Below are 22846 nucleotides of genomic sequence, written 5' to 3' on the forward strand. Positions count from 1 at the left end.
GTCGGAGGTGGGCCATCAGCGGCCGGTGCCCCCGTAGACGACTGCCTCGTCGCTGTCGGAGTCGAGCCCGAACGCGGAGTGCACGGCGCGGACGGCCTCGGGCACGTCGTCGGCACGCGTGACGACCGAGATGCGGATCTCGGAGGTCGAGATCAGCTCGATGTTCACGCCCGCGTCGGACAGCGCGCCGAAGAAGTCGGCCGTGACACCCGGGTTCGTCTTCATGCCGGCGCCGACCAGGGAGATCTTGCCGATCTGGTCGTCGTAGCGCAGCGAGTCGAAGCCGATGCCGGCCTTGTTCTTCTCCAGCGCGTCGATGGCCTTGCGGCCGTCGGTCTTCGGCAGCGTGAAGGAGATGTCCGTCAGGCCCGTGGAGGCCGCGGACACGTTCTGCACGACCATGTCGATGTTGAGCTCGGCGTCGGCGATCGTACGGAAGATCGAAGCCGCCTCGCCCGGCTTGTCCGGCACACCGACGACGGTGACCTTGGCCTCGGAGGTGTCGTGCGCGACACCGGAGATGAGAGCCTGCTCCACCTGCTTCTCCCCTTGCTGCTGCTTCTTCTGAACGACTGGCTCGTTGCTGACCCACGTGCCCTGGAGTCCGCTGAAGCTGGACCGGACGTGGATCGGGATGTTGTACCGGCGCGCGTACTCCACGCAACGGTGGAGCAGCACCTTCGATCCGGACGCCGCCAGTTCGAGCATGTCCTCGAAGGAGATCCAGTCGATCTTCCGGGCCTTGCTCACCACGCGCGGGTCGGCGGTGAACACGCCGTCGACGTCCGTGTAGATCTCGCAGACGTCGGCGTCGAGGGCGGCGGCGAGAGCCACCGCCGTGGTGTCGGAGCCGCCGCGGCCGAGGGTGGTGATGTCCTTGGTGTCCTGGCTGACGCCCTGGAAACCGGCCACGATCGCGATGTTGCCGTCGTCCACCGAGGTCTTGATCCGGCCCGGCGTGACATCGATGATGCGCGCTTTGTTGTGGACCGAGTCGGTGATGACACCTGCCTGGCTTCCGGTGAACGACTGGGCCTCGTGGCCCAGCTTTTTGATCGCCATGGCCAGCAACGCCATGGAGATCCGCTCTCCGGCCGTCAGCAGCATGTCGAGCTCGCGCCCGGCAGGCATCGGGGATACCTGCTCGGCGAGATCGATCAGCTCGTCCGTCGTGTCGCCCATCGCGGAAACCACGGCAACCACCTGGTTGCCGTTCTGCTTCGCTTCCACGATTCGCTTGGCGACGCGCTTGATGCCCTCGGCATCGGCTACGGAGGAGCCTCCGTACTTCTGCACGACAAGGCCCACGTGCGCTCCTCGCTCAATCCGTCTCTATCCGCTCATACGCATTCGTACCGCGGTCGGCTCAGTCTAACGAGCGTCCGAAAATCCCCTCCGCGATATCGCATGGTGAGATTTCCGGGGTACTCGTTCAGAGCTGCTCATGCCCACCTGGGCACAGGCCACGCGAGAAAGTGCCCGGCGTCACAATCGTCGCCCAGCCCGCCCCGGTGCGCCAACTTTCAAGCACTAGGGTTCGGCTGTGCGCGTACTTCTGGTGGAAGACGATGAGCCGGTCGCCGAGTCCCTGCGCCGTGGCCTGAAGCGCTACGGCTTCGAGGTCGAATGGGTGACCACCGGCGCGGCGGCGCTGCGGCACGAGGGCCCCTACGAGGTCGTCCTGCTGGATCTGGGCCTGCCCGACACCGACGGCCTGGACGTCTGCAAGGCGCTGCGCGAGCGCGGCGACGTCCCGATCATCGTGATCAGCGCCCGCAGCGACGAGACGGACCGGGTGGTGGGCCTTGAGCTCGGCGCGGACGACTACGTGTCCAAGCCGTTCGGGGTCCGGGAGGTCATCGCGCGGATAAGGGCGGTCATGCGCCGCGCGCAGCCCCGTACGTCCTCCGCCGAGTCCGGGCCGGACCACTACGGACCCCGCCTGACCGTCGACCGCAAGGCCGCCCGGGTGCGCCTCGACGGCACGGAGGTGGCCCTCGCGCCCAAGGAGTACGACCTGCTGGCCTTCCTCACCGAGGAGCCCGGGGCGCTGATGTCGCGCGAGCAGATCATGGAGGCGGTCTGGGACGCGAACTGGTTCGGGCCGACCAAGACGCTGGACGTGCACGTGGCGGCGCTGCGGCGCAAGCTCGCGGGGGCGATCACGATCGAGGCGGTGCGCGGGGTCGGCTTCCGGCTGGAGATCGTCAAGGACGACGGGGCTTCATGAACCGGCAGCTCATCCGGAGCTACATCCTCCTGGTCGCGGTGGCGATCTTCCTGTTCACGGTGCCGGTCGCGTTCACCCTCACCAAGCAGCTGCGGGACGACACCAAGCAGTCCGTCCTGCGCGAGGCGAACACGATGGCGCTGCTGCTGAGCAACGGAACCGGGGCCTCGTGCGAGGCCCTGACCGAGGTGGCCAGGGCGTACGGCGACGTACAGGCGACCCCCACCGCCTCCTGCGACCCGAAGCTGCCGGAGCCCGCCGCGGACGAGGCGCTGGCCCGGGCCACGGAGAAGAACGAGGTGACCACGGACTGGGGTTCCGACTTCGTCTGGGGCGAGCACCTGGAGGTCACCGTCCCCGCGCGGGGGGACGCGGCCGTGCGGATCGTCTACTCGACCTCGGACATGACCAAGCGGCTCTGGCAGATCTGGGGCTTCCGGGCCGGGCTCGCGGTGGTCGTGCTCGCGGCGGCCGCCGCCATCGGCGCGTTCGCCGCCCGCCGCATCACCCGGCCGCTGCGCCAGCTCAACGACATGGCCAGCAAGTTCAGCGACGGCGATCTGACGGCCCGCTCCCCGGTGACCGGGCCGCCGGAGACGCAGACCCTCGCCCGCACCCTCAACCAGGGCGCGGAACGCCTGGACACACTGATCGCGGCCCAGCGCATCTTCGTGGCGGACGCGTCCCATCAACTGCGCACCCCGCTCACCGCGCTGCGGCTGTCCCTGGACAACATCGCGGACGGCGTGGACGACGAGTTCGTGCGCGAGGACGTCGAGCAGGCGACGGCGGAGGTCGTCCGCATGAGCCGGCTGGTCAACGGCCTGCTGGTGCTGGCCCGGGCCGAGGCAAAGGTGACTGCGGCCGAGCCGCTCCCGCTGATGGACCTGGTGCGGGAGCGGCTCGCCGTGTGGAGGCCGGCCGCCGACGAGCGCGGAGTCACCATCGCGCTCAGGGGGAGTATCGACGGCCGGCCGTCTGTGCTGGCCAGCCCCGGTCATCTGGACCAGATGCTGGACAACGTGCTCTCCAACGCCCTGGAGGTGTCACCGGACGGCGGGACGATCACCGTGCGGGTGGACCCCCGGGGCGATGTGGTGGGGGTGTCGGTCCTGGACGAGGGGCCCGGCATGTCGGACACCGAGAAGTCCCGCGCCTTCGACCGTTTCTGGCGGGGCCAGGGCCTGACCGGGAAGTCCGGCTCCGGCCTGGGCCTCTCCGTCGTCCGGCAACTGGCGACGGACGACGGCGGCACCGTGGCGCTGACGGACGCCCCGGACGGCGGCCTGTGCGTGACGATCACGCTCCGGGCGGCACCCCACCGGGGCGGCGGCTGACGCGGCTCACCCCTCGGGCATCTTCGAGGAGTGGTGGTTCACGATCAGCCACGTGCCGTTCGGCTGCTTCTCGTAGGCGTAGGTGTAGCGCGCCTCGACGGTGCTCTTCTCGCCCGACTTCGGGTCGGTGAGCGCGAACTCGTACACACCGGTGTCGATCACGGTGTTCCGGTCGAGGATGTTGACTACGGACTCGATCTTCTTCCCGTGCGGCTTGTTCCGCAGGAAGTGCTCGAAGTAGTCGACGATCTCGGCTCTGTCGGTACGGACGTTGTTCGACACGGTCGGCAGCAGGACCGCGTCCTTGGCGTACAGGTCGGCGACCTTGTTCGGGTCACCCGTCCGCAGCGCGGCGTTCCAGTTGTCGAACAGGCCGAGCACCTGCGCCTTGGTGATCGTCCTGCCGGACTTCCTGCTCTCGCTCCCGGAGTCGGCTCCGGCGACCCCGGCACCGGCGGCGAAGGTGCCGGCGGCGAGAACGGCCACGCCGGTGGCGACGGCGACGCGCTTGCGTATGGAGGTGGCTGCGGGGCGGCGGGTCATCTGCGTCTCCGGTGGTATCGGGGCGAGTTGGTGAAGTGACTCCAGACTCGCGTTCCACCGGTTAGGGCCCGTGCAGCGGACGTACAGGGGAGATGCAAGGTGGCCCCAATTCACGCGGTGTGACGATGGGGCCAGGCGCTATTGTCCGCCCATGGAGATATTGCGCTACGTGGCGTTCAGTACGGATCCCGAGGGCGGCAACCCGGCAGGTGTGGTGCTGGACGCCGCCGGGGCCGACGACGCGGCGATGCTGGCGACGGCGGCCGAAGTCGGTTACTCCGAGACGGCGTTCGTGGTGGCGTCCGACGACGACGCCTTGGACGTGCGGTACTTCAGCCCGCTCGCCGAGGTGCCGTTCTGCGGCCACGCGACGATCGCCACGGCCGTGGCCCACGCGGAGCGGCACGGCCCCGGGCGCCTGCTGCTGCGCACCGCGGCGGGCCCGGTCACCGTCACCACCGACCGGTCGGCGGACGGCACCCTGGTGGCGACGCTGGTGAGCGTCGCCCCTCGCACGGCACCGATCGAGGAGGGCGACCTGGCCGAACTGCTGGCGATCCTGGGCTGGTCCGAGTCGGACCTGGACCCGGCGCTGCCTCCCCGGGTGGCCTTCGCAGGAGCCTGGCATCCGGTCCTCGCCACCGCGAGCCGGGAGCGGCTGGCCCGCCTGGACTACGACATGGCGGAACTCGGCACGCTCATGGCCCGCAGGGGCTGGACCACGATCGACCTGGTCCGGCGGGAGTCCCCCACCGTCTTCCACGCCCGCAACCCGTTCCCGCCGGGCGGTGTGCCGGAGGACCCGGCCACGGGAGCGGCGGCGGCCGCGTTCGGCGGCTATCTGCGGGAACTGGGCCTCGTACCGACCCCGGCCACCCTGACGGTCCACCAGGGCGTGGACATGGGGCGGCCGAGCGCGATCACGGTGACGGTACCGGCGGAGGCCGGCACCGGAATCGCCGTGACCGGCCCGGCCGTACAGCTCTGACGCGGACCGCTACGTGGCCGGGCGCATGCCCAGCGGACCCCCGATTTCCTCCGCCATGACCCGGCCCGCCTCGAACTCCAGGGTGTCGTCGCCCATGCCCTGATCCGTGTCCAGGCCGTCGAGCTCGGCGAGGGGCTGGTTCAGGCGGACATGGGCGAGGACCGACTGGAGGGCGCGGAGGGTCGCGGAGGCGGTGGAGCCCCAGTTGGAGAAGTAGGAGAACTGCCACCACCACAGGGCCTCCGTGGTGCGGCCGGCGCGGTAGTGGGCCATGCCGTGGCGCAGATCCGTGATGACGTCCGTGAGGTCGTCGGAGATCCGGGCCGGGACCGGTGCCTTACGGGGCTCGTAGGGGTCGAAGACCTCGGAGTAGACGTCGATCGGGTCGAGGAGGCGGGCCAGGTTCTCGCGGAGTTCGTCGACGTCCGGCTCGGGGCCCGAGTCCGGCTCGTAGCGCTCGTCCGGCACGATGTCCTCGTGCGCGCCGAGCCGGCCGCCGGCCAGGAGGAGTTGGGAGACCTCCAGGAGGAGGAAGGGCACGGCCGATTCCGGCTCGTCCCCCTTCGCGACCTCCGTGACGGCGACCAGGAAACTCTCGACCTGGTCCGCGATCTGGACCGCGAAGTCGTCCGGGTTCTGGTCGGTCGCGTGCAGCGTGGCGTCAGACATCTAGGAGTCGTCTCCCCTCGAAGGCGCGGCCGAGGGTGACCTCGTCCGCGTATTCCAGGTCGCCACCCACCGGGAGGCCGCTGGCCAGGCGGGTGACCTTCAGGCCCATGGGCTTGATCATGCGGGCGAGATACGTCGCTGTCGCCTCGCCCTCGAGATTGGGGTCCGTGGCCAGGATGAGCTCCGTGACCGTCCCGTCGGCCAGCCTCGCGAGCAGTTCCCGGATCCGCAGGTCGTCCGGCCCCACCCCGTCGATCGGGCTGATCGCGCCGCCCAGGACGTGGTAACGCCCCCGGAACTCACGCGTCCGCTCGATCGCCACGACGTCCTTCGGCTCCTCGACCACGCAGATGACGGCGGGGTCGCGCCGGGTGTCGCGGCAGATGTTGCACAGCTCCTCCTGCGCGACGTTGCCGCAGGTCGCGCAGAAGCGGACCTTCGCCTTGACCTCCATGAGGGCCTGGGCGAGGCGCCGTACGTCCGTCGGTTCCGCCTGAAGGATGTGGAAGGCGATCCGCTGGGCGCTCTTGGGACCGACGCCGGGCAACCGTCCCAGCTCGTCGATCAGGTCCTGGACCACGCCTTCGTACAACGGACTGCCCTTCCTGGGTCTTCGAGGTCGTTCACCGCGTACGGCCTTCCCGTACGTACGGTAGTTGTCGGCCGCCCGTCCGAGGAAGGCGGCGGGCGTCTCAGAACGGCAGACCCGGGATGCCGCCGCCGCCCAGGCCCTGCGCGAGCGGGCCCAGCTTCTGCTGCTGGAGCTCCTGCGCGTTCTCGTTGGCCGCCTGTACGGCCGCCACGACCAGGTCGGCGAGGGTCTCGGTGTCCTCCGGATCCACCGCCTTCGGGTCGATCTTCAGGGCGCGCAGTTCGCCGGCGCCGGTGACGGTCGCGGTCACCAGGCCGCCGCCCGCCTGCCCGTCGACCTCCGTCTGCGCCAGTTCCTCCTGTGCCTGTGCCAGGTCCTGTTGCATCTTCTGGGCCTGCTGGAGCAACTGCTGCATATTGGGCTGGCCACCACCGGGGATCACGATCAGCTCCTTGCTCGGTACGGGTTTTCCCGTTCGGCACGAGCCTACGTGGTCAGGCCTGCCGTCGCCCCAGCACTCTTTCGAGTGAGCCCTCCTCGCGCCCTATACCGGATCAAGGAATACTTCCGGGCGGAAAAGTGGCGAAAGCTGCATCTTCGCCACCCATTGGGGGGTAGGAAGGGTCCGGCGCGTCAGGTGGGTCGTTCGTCGCGCAGTGTGAGTCGGCGTGGACCGCGCGTGGTCGCTCGTGGTCAGTAGGGAGTGCCGGGTGGGTCAGCCGGAGATGCAGCCCGAGGTGCCGCCTCAGGACGGACGGGGCGAGGGGGCGTCCCGGCCGCGGCCGGGCGATCTGACCGGGCGGGCCTTTCCGCTCGGGGACTGGGGCGAGCCGGCGGTCCGGCTGGACGAGCTGTACCGGTGGGTGGAGCGCGGGGCGCTGCGGACGGCTGCCTGGTATCTCGAGGACCGGGTGTGGAAGCGGCGGTGCGCGCGGGTGCTGCGCTGCGGGGCCGCGGTGGGGGCGGTCACCGGCGTCGCGCTGCCCCTGCTGGAGCTGACCGGGGTCGCGGGCGGGGTCGCGCCCTGGGGGTGTCTGGCACTGCTGCTGGGGGTCGCGTGTGTGGCCGCCGACCGGTACTTCGGGGTGACGTCGGGCTGGATGCGGGACGTGGCCACCGCTCAGGCCGTGCAGCGGCGGCTGCAGGCGCTGCAGTTCGACTGGGCGGCGGAGAGCGTGCGGGAGGTGCTCGGGCCGGCCGAGGGGACGGCCGCCGAGGCCGCCGAGCGGTGCCTCGGGGTGCTGCGGAGGTTCACCGAGGACGTGAGCGAGCTGGTCCGGGTGGAGACCGGCGACTGGATGGGCGAGTTCCGGGCCGGGGGTGCGCCGGTGGGGATGCAGACGGTGGTGCTGTCCGGCGCGGGGCGGGGAGCCGAGGCGGGGGGCGTGAACGGGCGGTTCTCCGTGCCGCCGCCGGGGGGTGGGGCCCGGCCGAACATGCCGCGGCAGCGGCCGCCGGAGCCGCGGTGAGCCGGCCGGGGTTCACTGGTACGCGGCGTTGTTGCTGGGGGCGGGTGGGTGCGCAGCTCGGCGCGACGAGGTGCCGCTGCGCCCACCCGTGCCGCCCTTAGCGGCACGCATGCCCGCAGCTGAGCGGACTCGCAGCTAGTCGTCCTGCGCGCACAGCGTGAGGCCCTCCGGGGTCCAGCACGGTATGTGGCCGTGGGTGCGGGTGATGTCCTGGCCGTTGCCTCGGGAGAGGTACGTCAGGAAGCTCGACGCCAGGGAGTCCGCCGGGGGCCGGCCGTAGGTGTAGGCGTACTCGATCTCGCGGTACGGGTAGGCGCTCGTGCCGTGTTCGATGGCGTCGACGGAGGCGGGGTCGCCGTCCAGGCGCAGCGAGTGCAGGCCCTTCGCGCGGGCGGCCAGGTTGAGTTCGCTGTAGCCGACGGCGCCCGGGAGGCCGGCGACGGTGGTCAGCACCTGTTCCGTGGAGTCGAGTTCGCAGCGGATGACGGCCGCCGTCGGGTCGTCCTTGTGGACGCAGTCGACGGAGGAGTTGGCGATCTCGCCCCGTCCCAGCACCCGGCGCTGGAAGACCTGTCTCGTCCCGGAGCCCGCGTCCCGGCTGACCAGGTGCACGGGCAGGTCCGGGCCGCCGAGCTGCTTCCAGTTGCGGATCTCGCCCCGGTAGAGGCGCCGTACGTCCGCCGTGGACAGGTTCTTCAGGCCCACGTCGTCGTTGACCACCAGCGCGAAGACGGACACCGCCACCCGGTTCTCGCGCAGTTCGGGCAGGCCGGCCGGCTTGGGACCGTCCGACAGGGCCACCAGGGGCGGGGAGCCCCGCCCGTCCCGTGCCGCCTCCGCGCCGGCCGCCGCGAGCTCCCGGATCCCGGCCGTCGAGCCGTGGGTGTCCACCTCGATGGCCGGGTCGCCGCCGCAGTCCCGCTCGTACTTGCGAGCCACCTCGCGCAGGACGGGCGCGAAGGCGGTCGAGCCGGTGAGGGTGAGGGTGCCGCTCGCGCAGCCGATCGGGGGCGGGGTGTCGTCCTGGACGACGACGATCGCCGCCAGGGTGACCACGCTCACCGTGAGCGCGATGGTGATCAGCCGCGCCGCCCGGCTGAACAGCGGCGGCGTGTCGTCCGGCGTGGCACTGCGGTTGGGGTGCACCTCGCCGTCGCGCAGGCCGCCGACCAGCCGGATCTCGTCGCCGACATCGCCGCCGGCGAGCAGCACGAGCAGTTTGAAGTGGTCGCCGCGGTTGAGCGGGACGCGGGGGATGCGCAGGGTGTTGCCGTCGTAGGCGAAGCCGCGGGCGGCGGTGAAGTGGTCCATGAGGTGGTCGGTGTCCGACGGCTGGGTCACCGAGACGCCCCGGACGGTTCGGCCGGCGAACACCGCGGTCAGGCCGTGCAGTTCGGGGCCGGTGTAGTCGTCGCGGTCGATGCCCTGCGAGCCGTCGTTCTCGATGCGCAGCAGGACCAGGGTCGCGTCGGACATGTCCGGGCCCTCGTCGAACAGGCCGAGACGGCGGTTGGCGCGGCCCGAGCGCACGTCGTCGCCGATGGGGTTGTCCATCTGCACGCGGTACCCGACGCGTTTGCGGCGCGGCACCCGGCGCTCGTACCAGACCATGACGCCCGAGGCGACGATGCCGAGCAGGGCCGTCGCGACGGCCACGAGGTTCTCCGCGCTCAACCACTCCACCGTGGGTGCCCCCGCCGCCGCCCGGACTCGATCGTCTGGTCACCGTACGGCTGTACGAGCGAGTATCCGGATTTCGTCGGCTTGAATTCGTCGGACGTTCAACGACACCAGGGCAACCGGGAGTTGGTCATTCCTTCGAGTACGTCAGCCGCTCCCCGCTGCTCGTGTTCACACGCTGGAGCGTGTAGTCCGTCAGGAGGGTGACCTCGGTGGCCTCGCCCGGGGTGCAGGCGGAGCGTGGCTGCCCGACGGTCACGGTGGACGGGCCGATCCTCAACGGGCCGTCGGAGCCGGGGTCGCCGGTCAGCTCGCCCTCGAACACACAGTGGTAGGTGCCGCCTCCCCTGGTGGGGCCGTCCGCCACGAGGGACAGGACCGTGTCGCCCGGCTCGCCCTGCTGGATGGTCAGGGAGCGGGTGTGCTGCCCGTCGGCGTTGTCGATGGTGGTGGTCCAGGTGCCGAGGTACGCGGTGGGGATCGCGCCGTTCGCCGGGGCGGTGGTGGTGTCCGGCCGCGAGGTCTCCGTGGAGGGGCCGGAGTCCGAGGGGGTGCCGGTGTCCTGCGTGGGGGTGGGGCGGTCGTCGGCCCGGTCGTCCTCACCGCCCTGCATCAGCGCGTACACCGAGCCGCCCGCGGCCAGCGCGACGACCAGGGCGATCACGACGAGCAGCGCGGTGGAACGGCCGTTGCGGGGCGGGCCCTGCGGGGGGCCGTACGGCGGTGGGCCGTAGGGCGGGGGTGTGCCGTACGGGGTTGAGCCGTACGGAGGTGGGCCGTAGGGCGGGGTGGAGCCGGGCTGGGGGTGTTGCTGGGGGTAGCCGTAGGCCGGGTACGGGGGTGGCGCCTGAGGGCCGGGCGGTACGCCCTGGCTCGCGACCATGGTGGGCAGGTGGTTCAGCGGTGGGGCCTCGCCCGGCTGGCCCGGTGGGGGCGGAGCGGATGCCTCCGGCGTGGGATTCGGCTGTGATTCGTCGGCGGCCGGGGCGTGTTCGGGGGTGGCGTCGGCTCCGTCTTCCGGCTGCGGGGCGGTGGGGGCTGGTCGCGCCCACGCGGCGGAGCCGCCCATGTCAGGGTCCCGCGCCCCTTGGGTATCCGGATCCTCTGTTTCCAGCAATCGCACCGCATGCCGCCCCAGTTGGGCCACCAGTGCGCCCGGGAGCCACGGGTCGAGGGCGCGGCCGTCGGAGACGGTGTCGTCCGCGCCGGTGCGTTCCAGGACGCGGTCGAGGGTCGGGCGGGCGGCGGGGTCCTTGCGGAGGCAGTCGCGGACCAGGTCGGCGATGCCCTCGGGGACGCCCGTCAGGTCCGGTTCCTCCTGGGCGATGCGGAACATCAGCGCGTGCACACCGCTGTTGGCGGTGCCGAAGGGCAGTTCGCCGGTCGCGGCGTAGGCGAGGACGGAGCCGAGACAGAAGACGTCGCAGGCCGGGGTGATGCGGTCGCCCCGCACCTGCTCGGGTGCCATGAAGCCGGGCGATCCGACGAGCGCGCCGGTGCGCGTGAGCCCGCCGTCCGTCACCGTCTCCAGGGCCCGTGCGATACCGAAGTCGATGACGCGCGGGCCGTCGATGGTGACCAGCACGTTGGACGGCTTGAGGTCGCGGTGCACGATGCCGGCGGCGTGGATGTCCTTCAGCGCGTGCGCGAGCCCGGCCGCGAGGATGCGGACCGTCCGCTCGGGCAGGGCGCCGTGGTCGTTCCCGACGACCTGCTGGAGACTCGGCCCGGCGACGTACCCGGTGGCGACCCACGGCACGGCCGCCTCGGTGTCCGCGTCCAGCACCGGCGCCGTCCAGTGCCCGCCGACCCGCCGCGCGGCCCGCACCTCCTGCCGGAACCGCTCCCGGAACTCCTCCTGCGCGGCCAGTTCCTCGCGCACGAGTTTCACGGCGACCGTACGGCCGCGCTCGGAGCGGGCCAGATACACCTGCCCCATCCCACCGGCACCGAGCCGCGCCAGCAGCCGATAGGCACCGATGCGTACGGGATCCCCAAGCCCCAGCTTTTCCATCGCTCAGCCGCCTTCCCCCCACACGTGAGCAACAGATCGAGAATAGTGCGGGGGCGTGTCGGGGTGACCTGGGCGAACTCTACGGTTCCGTAACAGGCGGACCCACCTGGTCGAGAACTGTGGACAGGCGTTCCAAGAGCCGCACCGCCTCCGCCAGTTCCGCCTCCCCGAACTCCTCCGCCAGCCGGTCGGCGAAGGCCGCGTGCCCGGGGTCGATCCGGGTGATCGCCGCGCGTCCCTCCTCGGTCGGCGCGAGGAGCTTGGCCCGGCGGTGCGCGGGGTTGGGCCGGTACTCGGCGAGGCCGCGCTCCACCAGCAGGTCGGCGATGCGCTGCACGCTCTGCCGGGTGATGCCCATGGCGCGGGCGATGCCGGAGACGGGCAGCGGCTCACGGAGCACCGCGCCGAGCACCTGCCACCAGGCGGCGGTGAGCCCGGCCGGCCGGGCCAGTTCCTCCGCGACGGCGAGAAACTGGCCGTTGAGCCTGAACACCCCCAGGGCGCTGCGGCTGAGCAGGTCCTGACGCTCCCGGCTCACAGCGCCCCGGCCTTCTCCAGCACCGCGTACGCCGCCGCGTCGGAGTCGTGGAACAGCCGGTACCAGGCGTCGAGCACCTCGCCCTCGTAGACCCCGAGCAGCCGGAGGATCTCCCGGGCGAAGGCGACGGGCTCGGTCGGGCCCGCGGTGACCAGGGGGCCGTCGGTGACGGCGTCGGTCTCGACGTAGCGCTCGCCGCCCGCGTAGCCGGTCGCGGCCAGGTAGAAGGAGACCGCGCTGGTGTGGTCGCGGTCGTCCAGCAGGCCTTCCCGGGCCAGTCCGGCGGTGGCCCCGCAGATCGCGGCGACCGGCACGCCCGCCTCCAGGAAGGCCCGGGCCTTGCGTGCGAAGGGCGCGAGGTCGTCACTCGTGTCCCAGAGGTCGGCTCCCGGGAGGATCAGCAGCGCGCTGTCCTCGGGGCGTACGTCGTCCAGGGCCGCGTCGGGCTGGATGCGCAGTCCGCCGGTGCTGGTGACCGGGGCGGTGGTGGGGCCGACCGTCCGGATGGTGTGGCCGGCGCGGGCGAGCTGGGCCGTGGCGTGGCCGGTCTCCCAGTCGGCGAGGGTGTCGTAGACGGCGAGATGGACGGGCTTGGCGCTCATGGCTCCTCCTGGAGTTCCGAGTATGACAACATACTGTCGATTGGGCAGCATGCTGTCAATACCCGTGGGAAGGCCCTCCGCGTGACACCTCCCCCGTCGACAACCTGTCGCGGAAACCCCCGGACCTCACACACGACGCCGATTTCCCGGCCGCGTCCGGCGTGCCTACGCTCGCCCGCATGACCCCTCAGCCGAACCCCGAAGCCGGTGCCGCCGTCAAGGCCGCCGACCGTGACCATGTGTTCCACTCCTGGTCCGCCCAGGAACTCATCGACCCGCTCGCCGTCGCCGGCGCCGAGGGGTCGCACTTCTGGGACTACGACGGCCGCCGCTACCTCGACTTCTCCAGTGGGCTCGTCTACACGAACATCGGCTACCAGCACCCCAAGGTCGTCGCCGCGATCCAGGAGCAGGCGGCGAGGATGACGACCTTCGCGCCCGCGTTCGCGATCGAGGCGCGCTCGGAAGCGGCGCGGCTGATCGCCGAGCGGACCCCGGGCGACCTGGACAAGATCTTCTTCACCAACGGCGGCGCCGACGCCGTCGAGCACGCCATCCGCATGGCCCGTCTGCACACGGGCCGCCCGAAGGTGCTGTCGGCGTACCGCTCGTACCACGGCGGCACGCAGCAGGCCGTGAACATCACGGGCGACCCGCGCCGCTGGGCGTCCGACAGCGGCACGGCCGGGGTCGCGCGCTTCTGGGCGCCCTACCTCTACCGCTCCCGCTTCTACGCCGAGACCGAGGAGCAGGAGTGCGCGCGGGCGCTGGAGCACCTGGAGACGACGATCGCCTTCGAGGGGCCCTCGACCGTCGCGGCGATCATCCTGGAGACGATCCCGGGGACCGCCGGGATCATGGTCCCGCCGCCCGGCTACCTCGCCGGGGTGCGCGAGATATGCGACAAGTACGGGATCGTCTTCGTCCTGGACGAGGTCATGGCCGGGTTCGGGCGGACCGGTGAGTGGTTCGCGGCCGACCTGTTCGACGTCACGCCCGACCTGCTGACCTTCGCGAAGGGCGTGAACAGCGGCTATGTGCCGCTGGGCGGTGTCGCGATCTCCGGCGCCATCGCGGAGACGTTCGGGAAGCGGCCGTACCCCGGCGGTCTGACGTACTCCGGGCACCCGCTGGCCTGCGCGGCGGCCGTGGCGACGATCAACGTCATGGCGGAGGAGGGCGTCGTCGAGAACGCGGCCCGGCTGGGCGCGTCCGTGGTCGGGCCGGAGCTGCGCGCGCTCGCCGAGCGGCACCCGAGCGTCGGCGAGGTGCGCGGCACCGGCATGTTCTGGGCGCTGGAGCTGGTGCGCGACCGGGAGACGCGCGAGCCGCTGGTGCCGTACAACGCGGCCGGGGAGGCGAACGCGCCGATGGCCGCCTTCGCCGCCGCCGCGAAGGGCGGCGGGCTGTGGCCGTTCGTGAACATGAACCGGACGCATGTGGTGCCGCCCTGCAACATCAGCGAGGCGGAGCTGAAGGAAGGCCTCGCGGTACTGGACACGGCGCTGTCGGTAGCGGACGAGTACACGGAGTAAACAGCTGTAAACCCGTCAGTAACCGACAACCTGGCGTCTCATTCGAACGCGTAAGGTGGCGGGCTCGTAGACATATACGTGCACGCCACCCGAACGCGACCGAGGGAGACGCCCTGACCATGCCCGGCAGGACCGGCAACGGCGCCGTGACGCGCAGCACCCTGCGCCAGCAGATCGCGGACGCGCTTCGTGACGAGGTGCTGGCCGGACGGCTCCAGCCGGGGCAGGAGTTCACGGTCAAGGAGATCGCCGAGCAGTACGGGGTGTCCGCGACGCCGGTGCGCGAGGCCCTGGTCGACCTCTCCGCGCAGGGGCTCCTCGACGCCGACCAGCACCGCGGCTTCCGGGTCCACGAGTACTCGGCCGAGGACTTCCGCGGCATGATCGAGGCCCGCGACCTGGTCATCGAGGGGATGTTCCACGCCCTGACCTCGGGGCAGCGGGCCTCCCTCCAGCCCGACGACCCCCGGGTCGCCGCCGTGCTCGCCGGGGTCCGGCGGCGCGGCGAGGAGGCCCAGCGGGCCGCCGCGGCCGGTGACCTCACCGTCCTCATCGGCTACGACCTGCGCTACTGGCGCGAACTGGCCGCCCTCTTCGGCAACCCGTACCTGGGCGACTTCCTGCACCGGCTGCGCGTCCAGACCTGGGTGGGCGCGGTGCAGCATCTGCGCCGCCTCCCCGACCTGCGCGGCGAGCTGTGGGCCGGCCACACCGCGCTGGTCGACGCCCTGGCCGCCCAGGACACCGGCACCGCCCGGGCGATCATCGCCGGCTACAACTCGCACTCGCTCGCCTTGATCGAGCGCCTCTCCACCTAGGGACACCAGACAGGCCCTGACGGCCTGCGTCGCGTCTGTCCGTATGGGTATGGGACATGCACGACAGGAGCCCCTGCCGTGCCGCACCGATACCCTTCCCTGACCACCGTGCTATCCGACGCCACCCGAACGCTGAGCTGAGCGAGGAGCCTTCTTTGGCCTGTGACCTGTGGCTGGTACCGCTCGTCGATGTCTTGTGCCACACGCCGGACAACCCGTTCGCCGAGGAACTCGCGCAATACAACAAGGTGCTCGCCGAGGCCGGGTTGCCGCCGGTGCCGGTGTACCAGTACATGCCGGGCCTGTCCGGCGATGTCGCGCCGGTCGCGGGCTTCGACTACGACGCGCTGCACTTCCTGCGCCGCGCCTATCTGCTCCAGGTGTGCGGCCTGCCGGTGACGCCCGTGGACGAACTCGGCGGCGACTACGAGCAGTTGCTGGAGATGTTCGAGTCGACGGCCCAGCAGTCGCATCTCGTCTGGCACTACGACCACGCGGGCGCGTACGTCCCCGTCGACTTCCCCAGCCCGCTCGCCGACGACGATCTCCTCGCGGGCGGCGGCCCGCTGGGCTCCTCGCACGCCCTGCTGCGGGAGCTGGAGACGGTCGCCCCCGCCCTCGGCATCGACCCGGCCAATCCGCCGGCGGCGCCCCAGGCGCCGCCGAACCCCACGGAGCTGGAGGAACCCGCCGCCCCGGCCCCGTACGACCCCAGCCCGTTCGCCCGCGAGCGGCACGTCTGGCTCGGGCTGCACGCGGCGGTCACCCGGAGCCTGGCGCAGGGGTCGATGATCGTCTTCAGCTGATGATCACTTTTGACTGGTGATCACCTTCGGCTGAGGTCAGCGCAGCTGGGACAGCCCCTTCTGGAGGTCGTCGCTGTTCATGATCGGACAGACCTCGACGTCGGCGTTGAGGTCGCTGAAGAACGACTCCAGCGCGGGAGGCAGCTGCGAGCTGTCCTGCATGTCGAAGACCATGAAGCAGGTCCTGCGACCGCCCATGGGCCCGAAGTAGGCGGCCTCCGGCTTGAGCCTCTCCATGGTCTCCTGCATGATCTGCGGCATCTTGCCGCCCCGGATTGCCTCGTTCGCCTTGTCCGTGTCGAGCGTCGCCTTGAGCATCACGCGCATAGCACTCACTTCTTCGGTCTCGAGGTGATGGGTGACTGCTGCGATTCGCAAGCCCAGAGTATGGCCCGATATGCCCGGCTTACCTCCCTATTGCTCCTTTGGGGCGATGATCACAACGGTCGAGCAGGAACTGGCGACACAGCTCGGCCGGTGACCGCGGGTCACACCCTCGGTCACCGGCCGCGGCAGGAGGCGCCTCAGGCGTCCTACAGGAACGAGTTGATCTCGATCGTCTCGTCCCGGCCCGGGCCCACGCCGATCGCGGAGATCGGGGCGCCCGACATCTCCTCCAGCGCCTTGACATAGCTCTGGGCGTTCTTCGGCAGGTCGGAGAAGGACTTGGCCTTGCTGATGTCCTCGCTCCAGCCCGGCAGCATCTCGTAGACCGGCTTCGCGTGGTGGAAGTCGGTCTGGGAGTACGGGAGCTCCTCGACGCGCTTGCCGTCGATCTCGTAGGCCACGCAGACCGGGATCTGCTCCCAGCCGGTGAGGACGTCGAGCTTGGTGAGGAAGAAGTCCGTCAGGCCGTTCACCCGGGTCGCGTAGCGGGCGATCACCGCGTCGAACCAGCCGCAGCGCCGGTCACGGCCGGTGGTGACACCGCGCTCGCCACCGATGCGGCGCAGCGCCTCGCCGTCCTCGTCGAAGAGCTCCGTCGGGAACGGGCCCGCGCCGACCCGGGTCGTGTAGGCCTTGAGGATGCCGATGACCCGGCTGATCTTCGTCGGGCCCACGCCGGCGCCGGTGCAGGCGCCGCCCGCGGTCGGGTTCGAGGAGGTGACGAAGGGGTACGTGCCGTGGTCGATGTCGAGGAGCGTGCCCTGGCCGCCCTCGAAGAGGACCACCTTGTCCTCCTCCAGGGCCTGGTTCAGGACCAGGACCGTGTCGGCGACGTACGGGCGGAGCTTCTCGGCGTAGGCCAGCAGCTCCTCGACCACCTGGTCCACGGCGATCGCGCGCCGGTTGTAGAGCTTGGTGAGGACCTGGTTCTTGATGTCGAGGGCCGCCTCGACCTTCTGCGTGAGGATCGACTCGTCGTAGAGGTCCTGCACGCGGATGCCGACACGGTTGATCTTGTCCGCGTAGGTCGGGCCGATGCCGCGCCCGGTCGTGCCGATCTTGCGCTTTCCGAGGAAGCGCTCCGTCACCTTGTCGACGGTGACGTTGTACGGCGTGATGATGTGCGCGTTGCCGCTGAGGAGGAGCTTGGAGGTGTCGACACCACGCTCGTTCAGACCGCTCAGCTCGGAGAGCAGGACCGACGGGTCGACGACGACGCCGTTACCGATGACCGGCGTGCAGCCGGGAGACAGGATTCCGGAAGGGAGGAGGTGCAGTGCGTACTTCTGGTCACCCACGACCACCGTGTGGCCGGCGTTGTTGCCGCCCTGGTAGCGCACTACATAGTCCACGGATCCACCGAGCAGGTCGGTGGCCTTTCCCTTGCCTTCGTCACCCCACTGAGCACCGAGCAGCACAAGTGCGGGCACGCGCGTACACCCCTTCCGGGCGGGGCATGTCCATGGTCGAGGGCGAACGCGGCGGTGTACCACCGTGTGCACCGCGACCACCGTTGGCCGCCAACCGTCGGACCGGATGCCCCGGAATAGACGAAGCCCCTGGCGCAATAGCGCAAGGGGCTCTTGCACAAAGATGCTACCCGAGGAAGCGAGGCATGGCCGAGGTGGCGACTTCTCCGACGTCCGAGCAGCTGCTGGTGGTCATCGACCATGTCGCCCGACGGTCGGACGGCGAGTCCGTCCGGATAGCGAAAGACGTGCTCAGCGCGGGTGCCGCCATGAAGGTGTGCCTGCCGGAGGGGCCGGACGAGTTCGCCCGGGCGCTGGCCCGGCGGGGCTCCCGGCGCCCCGTGGTGGTGGGCGACGACCGGGCGCTGATCCGCGCGGTGTCGCTGCTGCACCGGCGTCGGGAGCTGGCCGGATGTGCGCTGTCGGTGGTGCCGGTCGGTGGCGTGCTGTCCCTCGCGAGCTCACTGGGGGTGCCGACGGGGACGGTGGCGGCGGCGCGTGCGGTGCTCGACGGGGTCGAGCGGCGGATGGACCTGATGGTCGACGACAGCGACGGGGTGGTGCTCGGCGCGTTGCGCATACCGCCCCTCACACCCTTCCCGGAGACCGAGGGCCAGGACTCCCGGGCCGAGGATCCGGAGGCGGGCCGCCCGTGGCTGCGGACCTGCCAGTCGCTGGTACGGACCCTGGTGCCGGCCGGCCGCCCGTCCCGGCTCACCGCCGCGCCGGAGCCGGGGCCGTCCCGGCTGCGGGTCGAGGTGGACGGGGAGACCCTCGTCGACCTGAACCAGCCGGTGGAGGCGGTGTCGGTGGCACCCGGCCCCGCGGGGATCGCCTCGGTGGAGGTCCGGCCGGTGTCGGTCGGCGCCGAGGCCTCTCCCCTCCTCGCGGAGGGCCGCACGGTGACCGTCTCGGGGGCGCACTTCCGCTATCGCGCGGACACGGTGGTCTCGGGCCCGGTACGGACCCGGACGTGGCGGGTGCGGGAAGGGGCCTGGGGGCTGACGGTGCCGGCGGTGCCGGCGGTGCCGTGAGTCAGCTCTCGGGGGCCTGGAATCCGGCGGTGTCCAGCAGACAGTCGAAGGGGGCAGGGATCGGAAGCTTCTCGCCGAACGGCCGGGTGATGCGCGACTCGTATCCCTTGGTGGACGGCGTCCACAGGACCGTGGCCTGCTCCTCCTGCATGTCGAGGAGCAGGTAGACGGGGACGCCTGCTCGTCCGTAGACCTCGACCTTGTCGGTCAGGTCGTCATCCCGGGTGGAGGGGGAGGTCAGCTCGGCGACGAAGCAGAGAGCTTCGCCGTCGAGGCGTTTGCTCTCCGTCTCGAAGACGCGCTCATGGGCCGCATGGATGTCCGGCCCGAAGGCCCGCTCGTGCCCTGGAAAGACATACAGGAACGGCGAACGCTCGATCACGTGCCGCTCGGGCAGATGCGGCTCCAGCTGGCCGCACACCAGTCGCATGACGCGCCAGTAGTACCCCTTCGACCACGGCGACACGACGATGTTCCCCCTGACGATCTCGGCCTTGTAGCCGTCGGGCACGTTCAGCTCGTCGAGTGCGCTCAGGAGCTCCTCGAAGCCGCTGTGGGACTTGGTGCCGCTCATCACCGGTCGCTCCGCCATGAGTGTCATGATGCGCCCTCCCCTTTGATGCGGACCACCCGCCACTCAGTGTAGCCAGTTGGTCACTCCAACCCGAACGTCTTCTCCCGGTGCACCCGCCAGCGCTCCATCATCGACTCGACCTCGCCCTGAAGGAATTCGAAGAACGCCAGGGTCTCGGACATGCGGCGGCCCGCCGGGGTGTCGGGGCCGAGGCTGGTGACACCCTCGCGCAGGGCGTCTTCCCAGCGCTTGAGGACGGCCTCGCGGTTGGTCAGGGCCTCGTACCACTGGTCGCCGCGCACCCGGTAGCGCTCCCGGCGTGAACCGGGCTCCCGTTCGCGGGAGACCATGTGCGTCTGGGCCAGGTAGCGCACCGCCCCGGACACCGCCGCGGGGCTGATGCGCAGCTGGTCCCCCAGTTCGGCGGAGGTCAGCGAGCCCTCGTCGGAGGCGAGCAGCGCGGTGAAGACCCGGGCGGGCATCCGCGGCATCCCGGCCTCGACGAGCTGCGCCGCGAAGGACTCAACGAACCTCGACACGGCCTCCGTGTCCCGCGTGTTCCCGGCTGATTCCGTCATGCGGTTCATCCTATCCATGATTCATACGTTTCCTTAACTTCACAAATTTCTGAAAGAAGCGTACGTTCTGAAGCATGACGAAGGCCATCACCGTCTCCGGACTGCACAAGTCCTTCGGGCGGACGCACGCACTCGACGGGCTCGACCTGGAGGTCGACGCCGGCGAGGTCCACGGCTTCCTCGGCCCCAACGGCGCCGGGAAGTCCACCACCATCCGCGTCCTGCTCGGCCTGCTGCGCGCCGACTCGGGCGCCGCGCAGGTGCTCGGCCGCGACCCGTGGGCGGACGCGGTCGAGGCGCACCGCCGTATCGCCTATGTCCCGGGGGACGTGACGCTCTGGCGCAATCTCTCCGGCGGCGAGGTCATCGACCTCTACGGCCGGCTGCGCGGAGGGCTGGATTCCCGGCGCCGTGCGGAACTGATCGAGCGCTTCGAACTCGACCCCACCAAGAAGGGCCGTACGTACTCCAAGGGCAACCGGCAGAAGGTCGCCCTGGTCGCCGCGTTCGCCTCGGACGTCGACCTGCTGATCCTGGACGAGCCGACCTCGGGCCTGGACCCACTGATGGAGGAGGTCTTCCAGCGGTGCGTCGCCGAGGAGCGCGACCGGGGCCGCACGATCCTGCTCTCCTCCCACATCCTCAGCGAGGTCGAGGAGCTGTGCGACCGGGTGAGCATCATCCGCAAGGGCCGTACGGTCGAGAGCGGTTCGCTCGCCGACCTGCGGCATCTGACCCGCACCAGCGTCCTCGCCGAACTCGCGGGCCCGCCCAACGGACTGGCGGACCTGCCCGGCGTCCACGACCTCGACGTGCGGGGGCACCGCGTCCGGCTCCAGGTCGACACCGACCGGCTGGACGGCGTCCTGCGGTCGCTGAGCGAGTCGGGTGTGCGGTCGCTGACGTCGACGCCACCGACGCTGGAGGAGCTCTTCCTGCGGCACTACCAGGACGAGGCCGACGAGGCGGACGAGGCGGCGGCCCGATGACGGCCTTCGCGGTACGGCCCGGCACCTCACGCCAACTGGCCGGCACCGGCACGCTGCTGCGGTTCGCCCTGCGCCGCGACCGGCTGATGATCCCGGTGTGGATCGGGGTCAACGCCCTGATGGTCCTCTCCATGCCGAACACCCTGGAGGGCCTGTACGGCACCCCGGCCGAACGTGCCGACCTGATCCGGCAGATGGCCACCAACTCCTCGCTGCGCGCGATGATCGGCCCCGTCTTCGACGACTCGATCGGCGCCCTGACGGCCTGGCGCGTCGGCGTCTACGCGGGCGCCCTGGCCGCCGTGATGAGCCTGCTGGTCGTCGTACGGCACACCCGGGACGAGGAGGAGAGCGGCCGTCAGGAGCTGGTGGCGTCCGGGATGGTGGGGCGCCGGGCCTCCCTGACGTCGGCCCTGCTGGCGGCGGCGGTCGCGAACGCGGTCCTGGCGCTGCTGGTGACGGCCGGACTCGCCGGGCACGGTACGGCCGGGGCGCTGGCCCTGGGTCTCGGGATCGCCGGGGTGGGGATGGTCTTCGCCACGATGGCGGCGATCGTCGCCCAGCTGACGGAGAGCGCACGGCTGGCCCGCGGGCTGACGGCGGGGGTGCTGGGTGCCGCGTTCGTGCTGCGCGCGGCGGGCGACTCGGCGACGGACGACGGTTCGTCCGTACTGACGTGGCTGTCGCCGCTGGGCTGGCTGGAGAACCTGCGGCCGTACGCGGACGAACGCTGGTGGGTGCCGGCGCTGCTCGCCGGTGCGGTCCTGCTCCAGGGCGCGGTGGCCTACGCTCTGGCCGGCCGCCGGGACATCGGCATGAGCTTCCTGCCCACCCGGCCGGGCCCGGCCACCGGCCGTCTGGGCAGCGCGGGCGCACTGGCCTGGCGGTTGCAGCGGGGCGGTGTGCTGGGCTGGAGCATCGGCTTCCTCCTGGCCGGGGCCGTCTACGGCGGTATGACCGAGGGCGCTGCCGACCTGGTCGGCGACAACGACAACGCCCGGCGGATCTTCGAGCGGATGGGCGGCCGGTCCGGCCTGACGGACGCGTTCCTGGCGTCGATGGTCGGCATGCTCGGCCTGGTCGCGGCCCTGTACATCGTGGCGTCGGTGCTGCGTCTGCACGGCGAGGAGACCTCGGGCCGGGCGGAACCGGTCCTGGCGAACGCGGTCGGCCGCCTGCGCTGGGCCGCCGGGCATCTGGCGATCGCCTTCGGCGGTTCGGCGCTCCTCATGCTCCTGGCGGGCCTGGGCTTCGCCGTCGGCTACGGCCGGGAGACCGGCCCGATCCTGGGGGCGTGCCTCGTGCAGCTCCCGGCGATCTGGGTGATCGGCGGCCTCGCGGTCCTGCTGACCGGCGTACTGCCCCGGGCGGCAGCGGCGGCCTGGGGCGTCGCCGGGGCGGTGCTGCTGATCGGCTGGGTCGGACCCGCGCTGGACGTGCCGCAGGCGGCGCTGGACGTGTCTCCCTTCGGCCATCTGCCCAAGCTGCCGGGCGGGGAGATGGAGTGGGGGCCGGTACTGGTCCTGCTGGGGCTGGCCGCGGTGCTGGTGGCCGCCGGCCTGGCGGGGTTGCGGCGCCGGGACATGACGACCTGAGCGGCGGCGGGAACCGCGCAGCGGCCCGCGTACGTCCATGCCGGGCATGGGACAACGTACGCAGGCCGCGGCCGGTTGTCTGACCGCGGCGGCCGGCGCGGGCGCGGGACTCTCGGTGTGGGCCGTCGACGTCCGGGAGCGCCTCTGGCGGTTCGAGGCGGCCCCGGACTGGAGCGTGCTCTACGCCGAACTGCCGCTGGCGCTCCTCGGCGGGGTCGCCGCTGCCCTGGGGCCTGTCTGACAAATCCCCGTCGTCCGCCCGGAGGGCGGGCTCTGCGGCGTCTGGTGCGTGCGATCGCAAGGCGCCGGAGCGCCCTCGATGGGGGTCCCCCCGCTCGAGCGAAGCCGAGAGTGGGGGAGGAGCCACGTGGGCGGTTCGGCAACGCGGCGAGCGTGCGT

Annotated in this window: 24 protein-coding genes; 11 read left to right on the forward strand and 13 right to left on the reverse strand. The window is 71.2% G+C overall.

The features are described from left to right. Positions 1-15 precede the first annotated feature (15 nt). On the reverse strand, positions 16-1308 hold the full coding sequence (locus ACWIF2_RS27855; protein WP_454363528.1) for an aspartate kinase: 1293 nt from the start codon (positions 1306-1308) through the stop codon (positions 16-18). A 235-nt stretch (positions 1309-1543) separates the two neighbouring features. Between ACWIF2_RS27855 and ACWIF2_RS27860 the strand changes: the two genes are divergently transcribed. Both ACWIF2_RS27860 and ACWIF2_RS27865 read left to right on the forward strand, forming a co-directional pair. Further along, on the forward strand, positions 1544-2230 hold the full coding sequence (locus ACWIF2_RS27860; RefSeq protein WP_454363530.1) for a response regulator transcription factor: 687 nt from the start codon (positions 1544-1546) through the stop codon (positions 2228-2230). After that, positions 2227-3567 (forward strand): sensor histidine kinase, encoded by a 1341-nt coding sequence (locus ACWIF2_RS27865; protein ID WP_454363532.1) that lies wholly within the window; start codon positions 2227-2229, stop codon positions 3565-3567. The genes ACWIF2_RS27860 and ACWIF2_RS27865 overlap by 4 nt, the downstream gene beginning before the upstream one ends. 6 nt (positions 3568-3573) lie before the next feature. Here the strand turns inward: ACWIF2_RS27865 and ACWIF2_RS27870 are convergent, their stop codons facing one another. Further along, complete coding sequence (locus ACWIF2_RS27870; protein ID WP_454363534.1) at positions 3574-4110, reverse strand: SgcJ/EcaC family oxidoreductase; 537 nt, start codon at positions 4108-4110, stop codon at positions 3574-3576. Between the two features lie 151 nt (positions 4111-4261). Here ACWIF2_RS27870 and ACWIF2_RS27875 point away from each other — a divergent pair, with 151 nt between their 5' ends. Next, positions 4262-5098, forward strand: coding sequence for a PhzF family phenazine biosynthesis protein (locus ACWIF2_RS27875; protein ID WP_454363536.1), 837 nt, complete (start codon positions 4262-4264; stop codon positions 5096-5098). A gap of 9 nt (positions 5099-5107) precedes the next feature. On the opposite strand, the gene ACWIF2_RS27880 is transcribed toward ACWIF2_RS27875, so the two are convergent. The 3 genes from ACWIF2_RS27880 to ACWIF2_RS27890 all read right to left on the reverse strand — a co-directional run bounded on the left by ACWIF2_RS27880 (position 5108) and on the right by ACWIF2_RS27890 (position 6801). Beyond that, on the reverse strand, positions 5108-5767 hold the full coding sequence (locus ACWIF2_RS27880; protein ID WP_454363538.1) for a DUF5063 domain-containing protein: 660 nt from the start codon (positions 5765-5767) through the stop codon (positions 5108-5110). Next, the gene (recR, locus tag ACWIF2_RS27885; RefSeq protein WP_003991835.1) at positions 5760-6359 is read right to left on the reverse strand and encodes a recombination mediator RecR; all 600 of its coding nucleotides are present in this window, start codon (positions 6357-6359) and stop codon (positions 5760-5762) included. The genes ACWIF2_RS27880 and recR overlap by 8 nt, the downstream gene beginning before the upstream one ends. Before the next feature lie 100 nt (positions 6360-6459). Continuing rightward, positions 6460-6801, reverse strand: a complete 342-nt coding sequence (locus tag ACWIF2_RS27890; RefSeq protein ID WP_454363540.1) for a YbaB/EbfC family nucleoid-associated protein — start codon at positions 6799-6801, stop codon at positions 6460-6462. A 268-nt stretch (positions 6802-7069) separates the two neighbouring features. On the opposite strand from ACWIF2_RS27890, the gene ACWIF2_RS27895 reads away from it, so the two are divergent. Next, positions 7070-7828, forward strand: a complete 759-nt coding sequence (locus ACWIF2_RS27895; RefSeq protein WP_454363542.1) for an SLATT domain-containing protein — start codon at positions 7070-7072, stop codon at positions 7826-7828. 135 nt (positions 7829-7963) lie between these two features. Here the strand turns inward: ACWIF2_RS27895 and ACWIF2_RS27900 are convergent, their stop codons facing one another. The 4 genes from ACWIF2_RS27900 to ACWIF2_RS27915 form a co-directional block, all read right to left on the reverse strand. Continuing rightward, positions 7964-9511, reverse strand: coding sequence for a substrate-binding domain-containing protein (locus tag ACWIF2_RS27900; protein ID WP_454363543.1), 1548 nt, complete (start codon positions 9509-9511; stop codon positions 7964-7966). A gap of 127 nt (positions 9512-9638) precedes the next feature. Then, complete coding sequence (locus tag ACWIF2_RS27905; RefSeq protein ID WP_454363544.1) at positions 9639-11522, reverse strand: protein kinase domain-containing protein; 1884 nt, start codon at positions 11520-11522, stop codon at positions 9639-9641. 79 nt (positions 11523-11601) lie between these two features. Next, complete coding sequence (locus tag ACWIF2_RS27910) at positions 11602-12060, reverse strand: MarR family winged helix-turn-helix transcriptional regulator (protein WP_454363545.1); 459 nt, start codon at positions 12058-12060, stop codon at positions 11602-11604. Continuing rightward, entirely contained in the window at positions 12057-12662 is a 606-nt protein-coding gene (locus ACWIF2_RS27915; RefSeq protein ID WP_454363546.1) for a type 1 glutamine amidotransferase family protein, read from the reverse strand. The genes ACWIF2_RS27910 and ACWIF2_RS27915 overlap by 4 nt, the downstream gene beginning before the upstream one ends. A 179-nt stretch (positions 12663-12841) precedes the next feature. On the opposite strand from ACWIF2_RS27915, the gene ACWIF2_RS27920 reads away from it, so the two are divergent. The 3 genes from ACWIF2_RS27920 to ACWIF2_RS27930 all read left to right on the forward strand — a co-directional run bounded on the left by ACWIF2_RS27920 (position 12842) and on the right by ACWIF2_RS27930 (position 15821). Next, on the forward strand, positions 12842-14197 hold the full coding sequence (locus ACWIF2_RS27920; RefSeq protein WP_454363547.1) for an aminotransferase class III-fold pyridoxal phosphate-dependent enzyme: 1356 nt from the start codon (positions 12842-12844) through the stop codon (positions 14195-14197). Between the two features lie 119 nt (positions 14198-14316). Further along, a complete protein-coding gene (locus tag ACWIF2_RS27925; RefSeq protein ID WP_454363548.1) occupies positions 14317-15015 on the forward strand; it encodes a GntR family transcriptional regulator in 699 nt (232 codons plus the stop codon). 155 nt (positions 15016-15170) lie between these two features. Next, on the forward strand, positions 15171-15821 hold the full coding sequence (locus ACWIF2_RS27930) for a hypothetical protein (protein WP_399024830.1): 651 nt from the start codon (positions 15171-15173) through the stop codon (positions 15819-15821). A gap of 36 nt (positions 15822-15857) precedes the next feature. Here ACWIF2_RS27930 and ACWIF2_RS27935 read toward each other — a convergent pair whose 3' ends face one another. Beyond that, positions 15858-16148, reverse strand: a complete 291-nt coding sequence (locus tag ACWIF2_RS27935; protein ID WP_454363565.1) for a DUF3303 family protein — start codon at positions 16146-16148, stop codon at positions 15858-15860. Positions 16149-16354: 206 nt separating this feature from the next. Beyond that, a complete protein-coding gene (locus ACWIF2_RS27940) occupies positions 16355-17638 on the reverse strand; it encodes an adenylosuccinate synthase (RefSeq protein ID WP_454363549.1) in 1284 nt (427 codons plus the stop codon). A gap of 185 nt (positions 17639-17823) precedes the next feature. Here ACWIF2_RS27940 and ACWIF2_RS27945 point away from each other — a divergent pair, with 185 nt between their 5' ends. Beyond that, positions 17824-18711, forward strand: coding sequence for a diacylglycerol kinase (locus tag ACWIF2_RS27945; protein WP_454363550.1), 888 nt, complete (start codon positions 17824-17826; stop codon positions 18709-18711). A gap of 1 nt (position 18712) precedes the next feature. Here ACWIF2_RS27945 and ACWIF2_RS27950 read toward each other — a convergent pair whose 3' ends face one another. Both ACWIF2_RS27950 and ACWIF2_RS27955 read right to left on the reverse strand, forming a co-directional pair. Beyond that, positions 18713-19312, reverse strand: a complete 600-nt coding sequence (locus ACWIF2_RS27950; protein ID WP_454363551.1) for a Uma2 family endonuclease — start codon at positions 19310-19312, stop codon at positions 18713-18715. A gap of 53 nt (positions 19313-19365) precedes the next feature. Continuing rightward, on the reverse strand, positions 19366-19863 hold the full coding sequence (locus tag ACWIF2_RS27955) for a GbsR/MarR family transcriptional regulator (protein ID WP_454363552.1): 498 nt from the start codon (positions 19861-19863) through the stop codon (positions 19366-19368). A 74-nt stretch (positions 19864-19937) separates the two neighbouring features. Here ACWIF2_RS27955 and ACWIF2_RS27960 point away from each other — a divergent pair, with 74 nt between their 5' ends. The 3 genes from ACWIF2_RS27960 to ACWIF2_RS27970 are packed head-to-tail and all read left to right on the forward strand — an operon-like array spanning position 19938 to position 22688. Further along, positions 19938-20852 carry an ABC transporter ATP-binding protein gene (locus tag ACWIF2_RS27960; RefSeq protein WP_454363553.1) on the forward strand — a complete coding sequence of 305 codons (915 nt, stop codon included), beginning with the start codon at positions 19938-19940 and terminating at the stop codon, positions 20850-20852. Then, positions 20849-22447 carry an ABC transporter permease gene (locus ACWIF2_RS27965; protein ID WP_454363554.1) on the forward strand — a complete coding sequence of 533 codons (1599 nt, stop codon included), beginning with the start codon at positions 20849-20851 and terminating at the stop codon, positions 22445-22447. The genes ACWIF2_RS27960 and ACWIF2_RS27965 overlap by 4 nt, the downstream gene beginning before the upstream one ends. A gap of 46 nt (positions 22448-22493) precedes the next feature. Then, positions 22494-22688, forward strand: a complete 195-nt coding sequence (locus ACWIF2_RS27970; protein WP_454363555.1) for a hypothetical protein — start codon at positions 22494-22496, stop codon at positions 22686-22688. Positions 22689-22846 lie beyond the last annotated feature (158 nt).

The organism is Streptomyces sp. NPDC055506 (assembly GCF_053643595.1).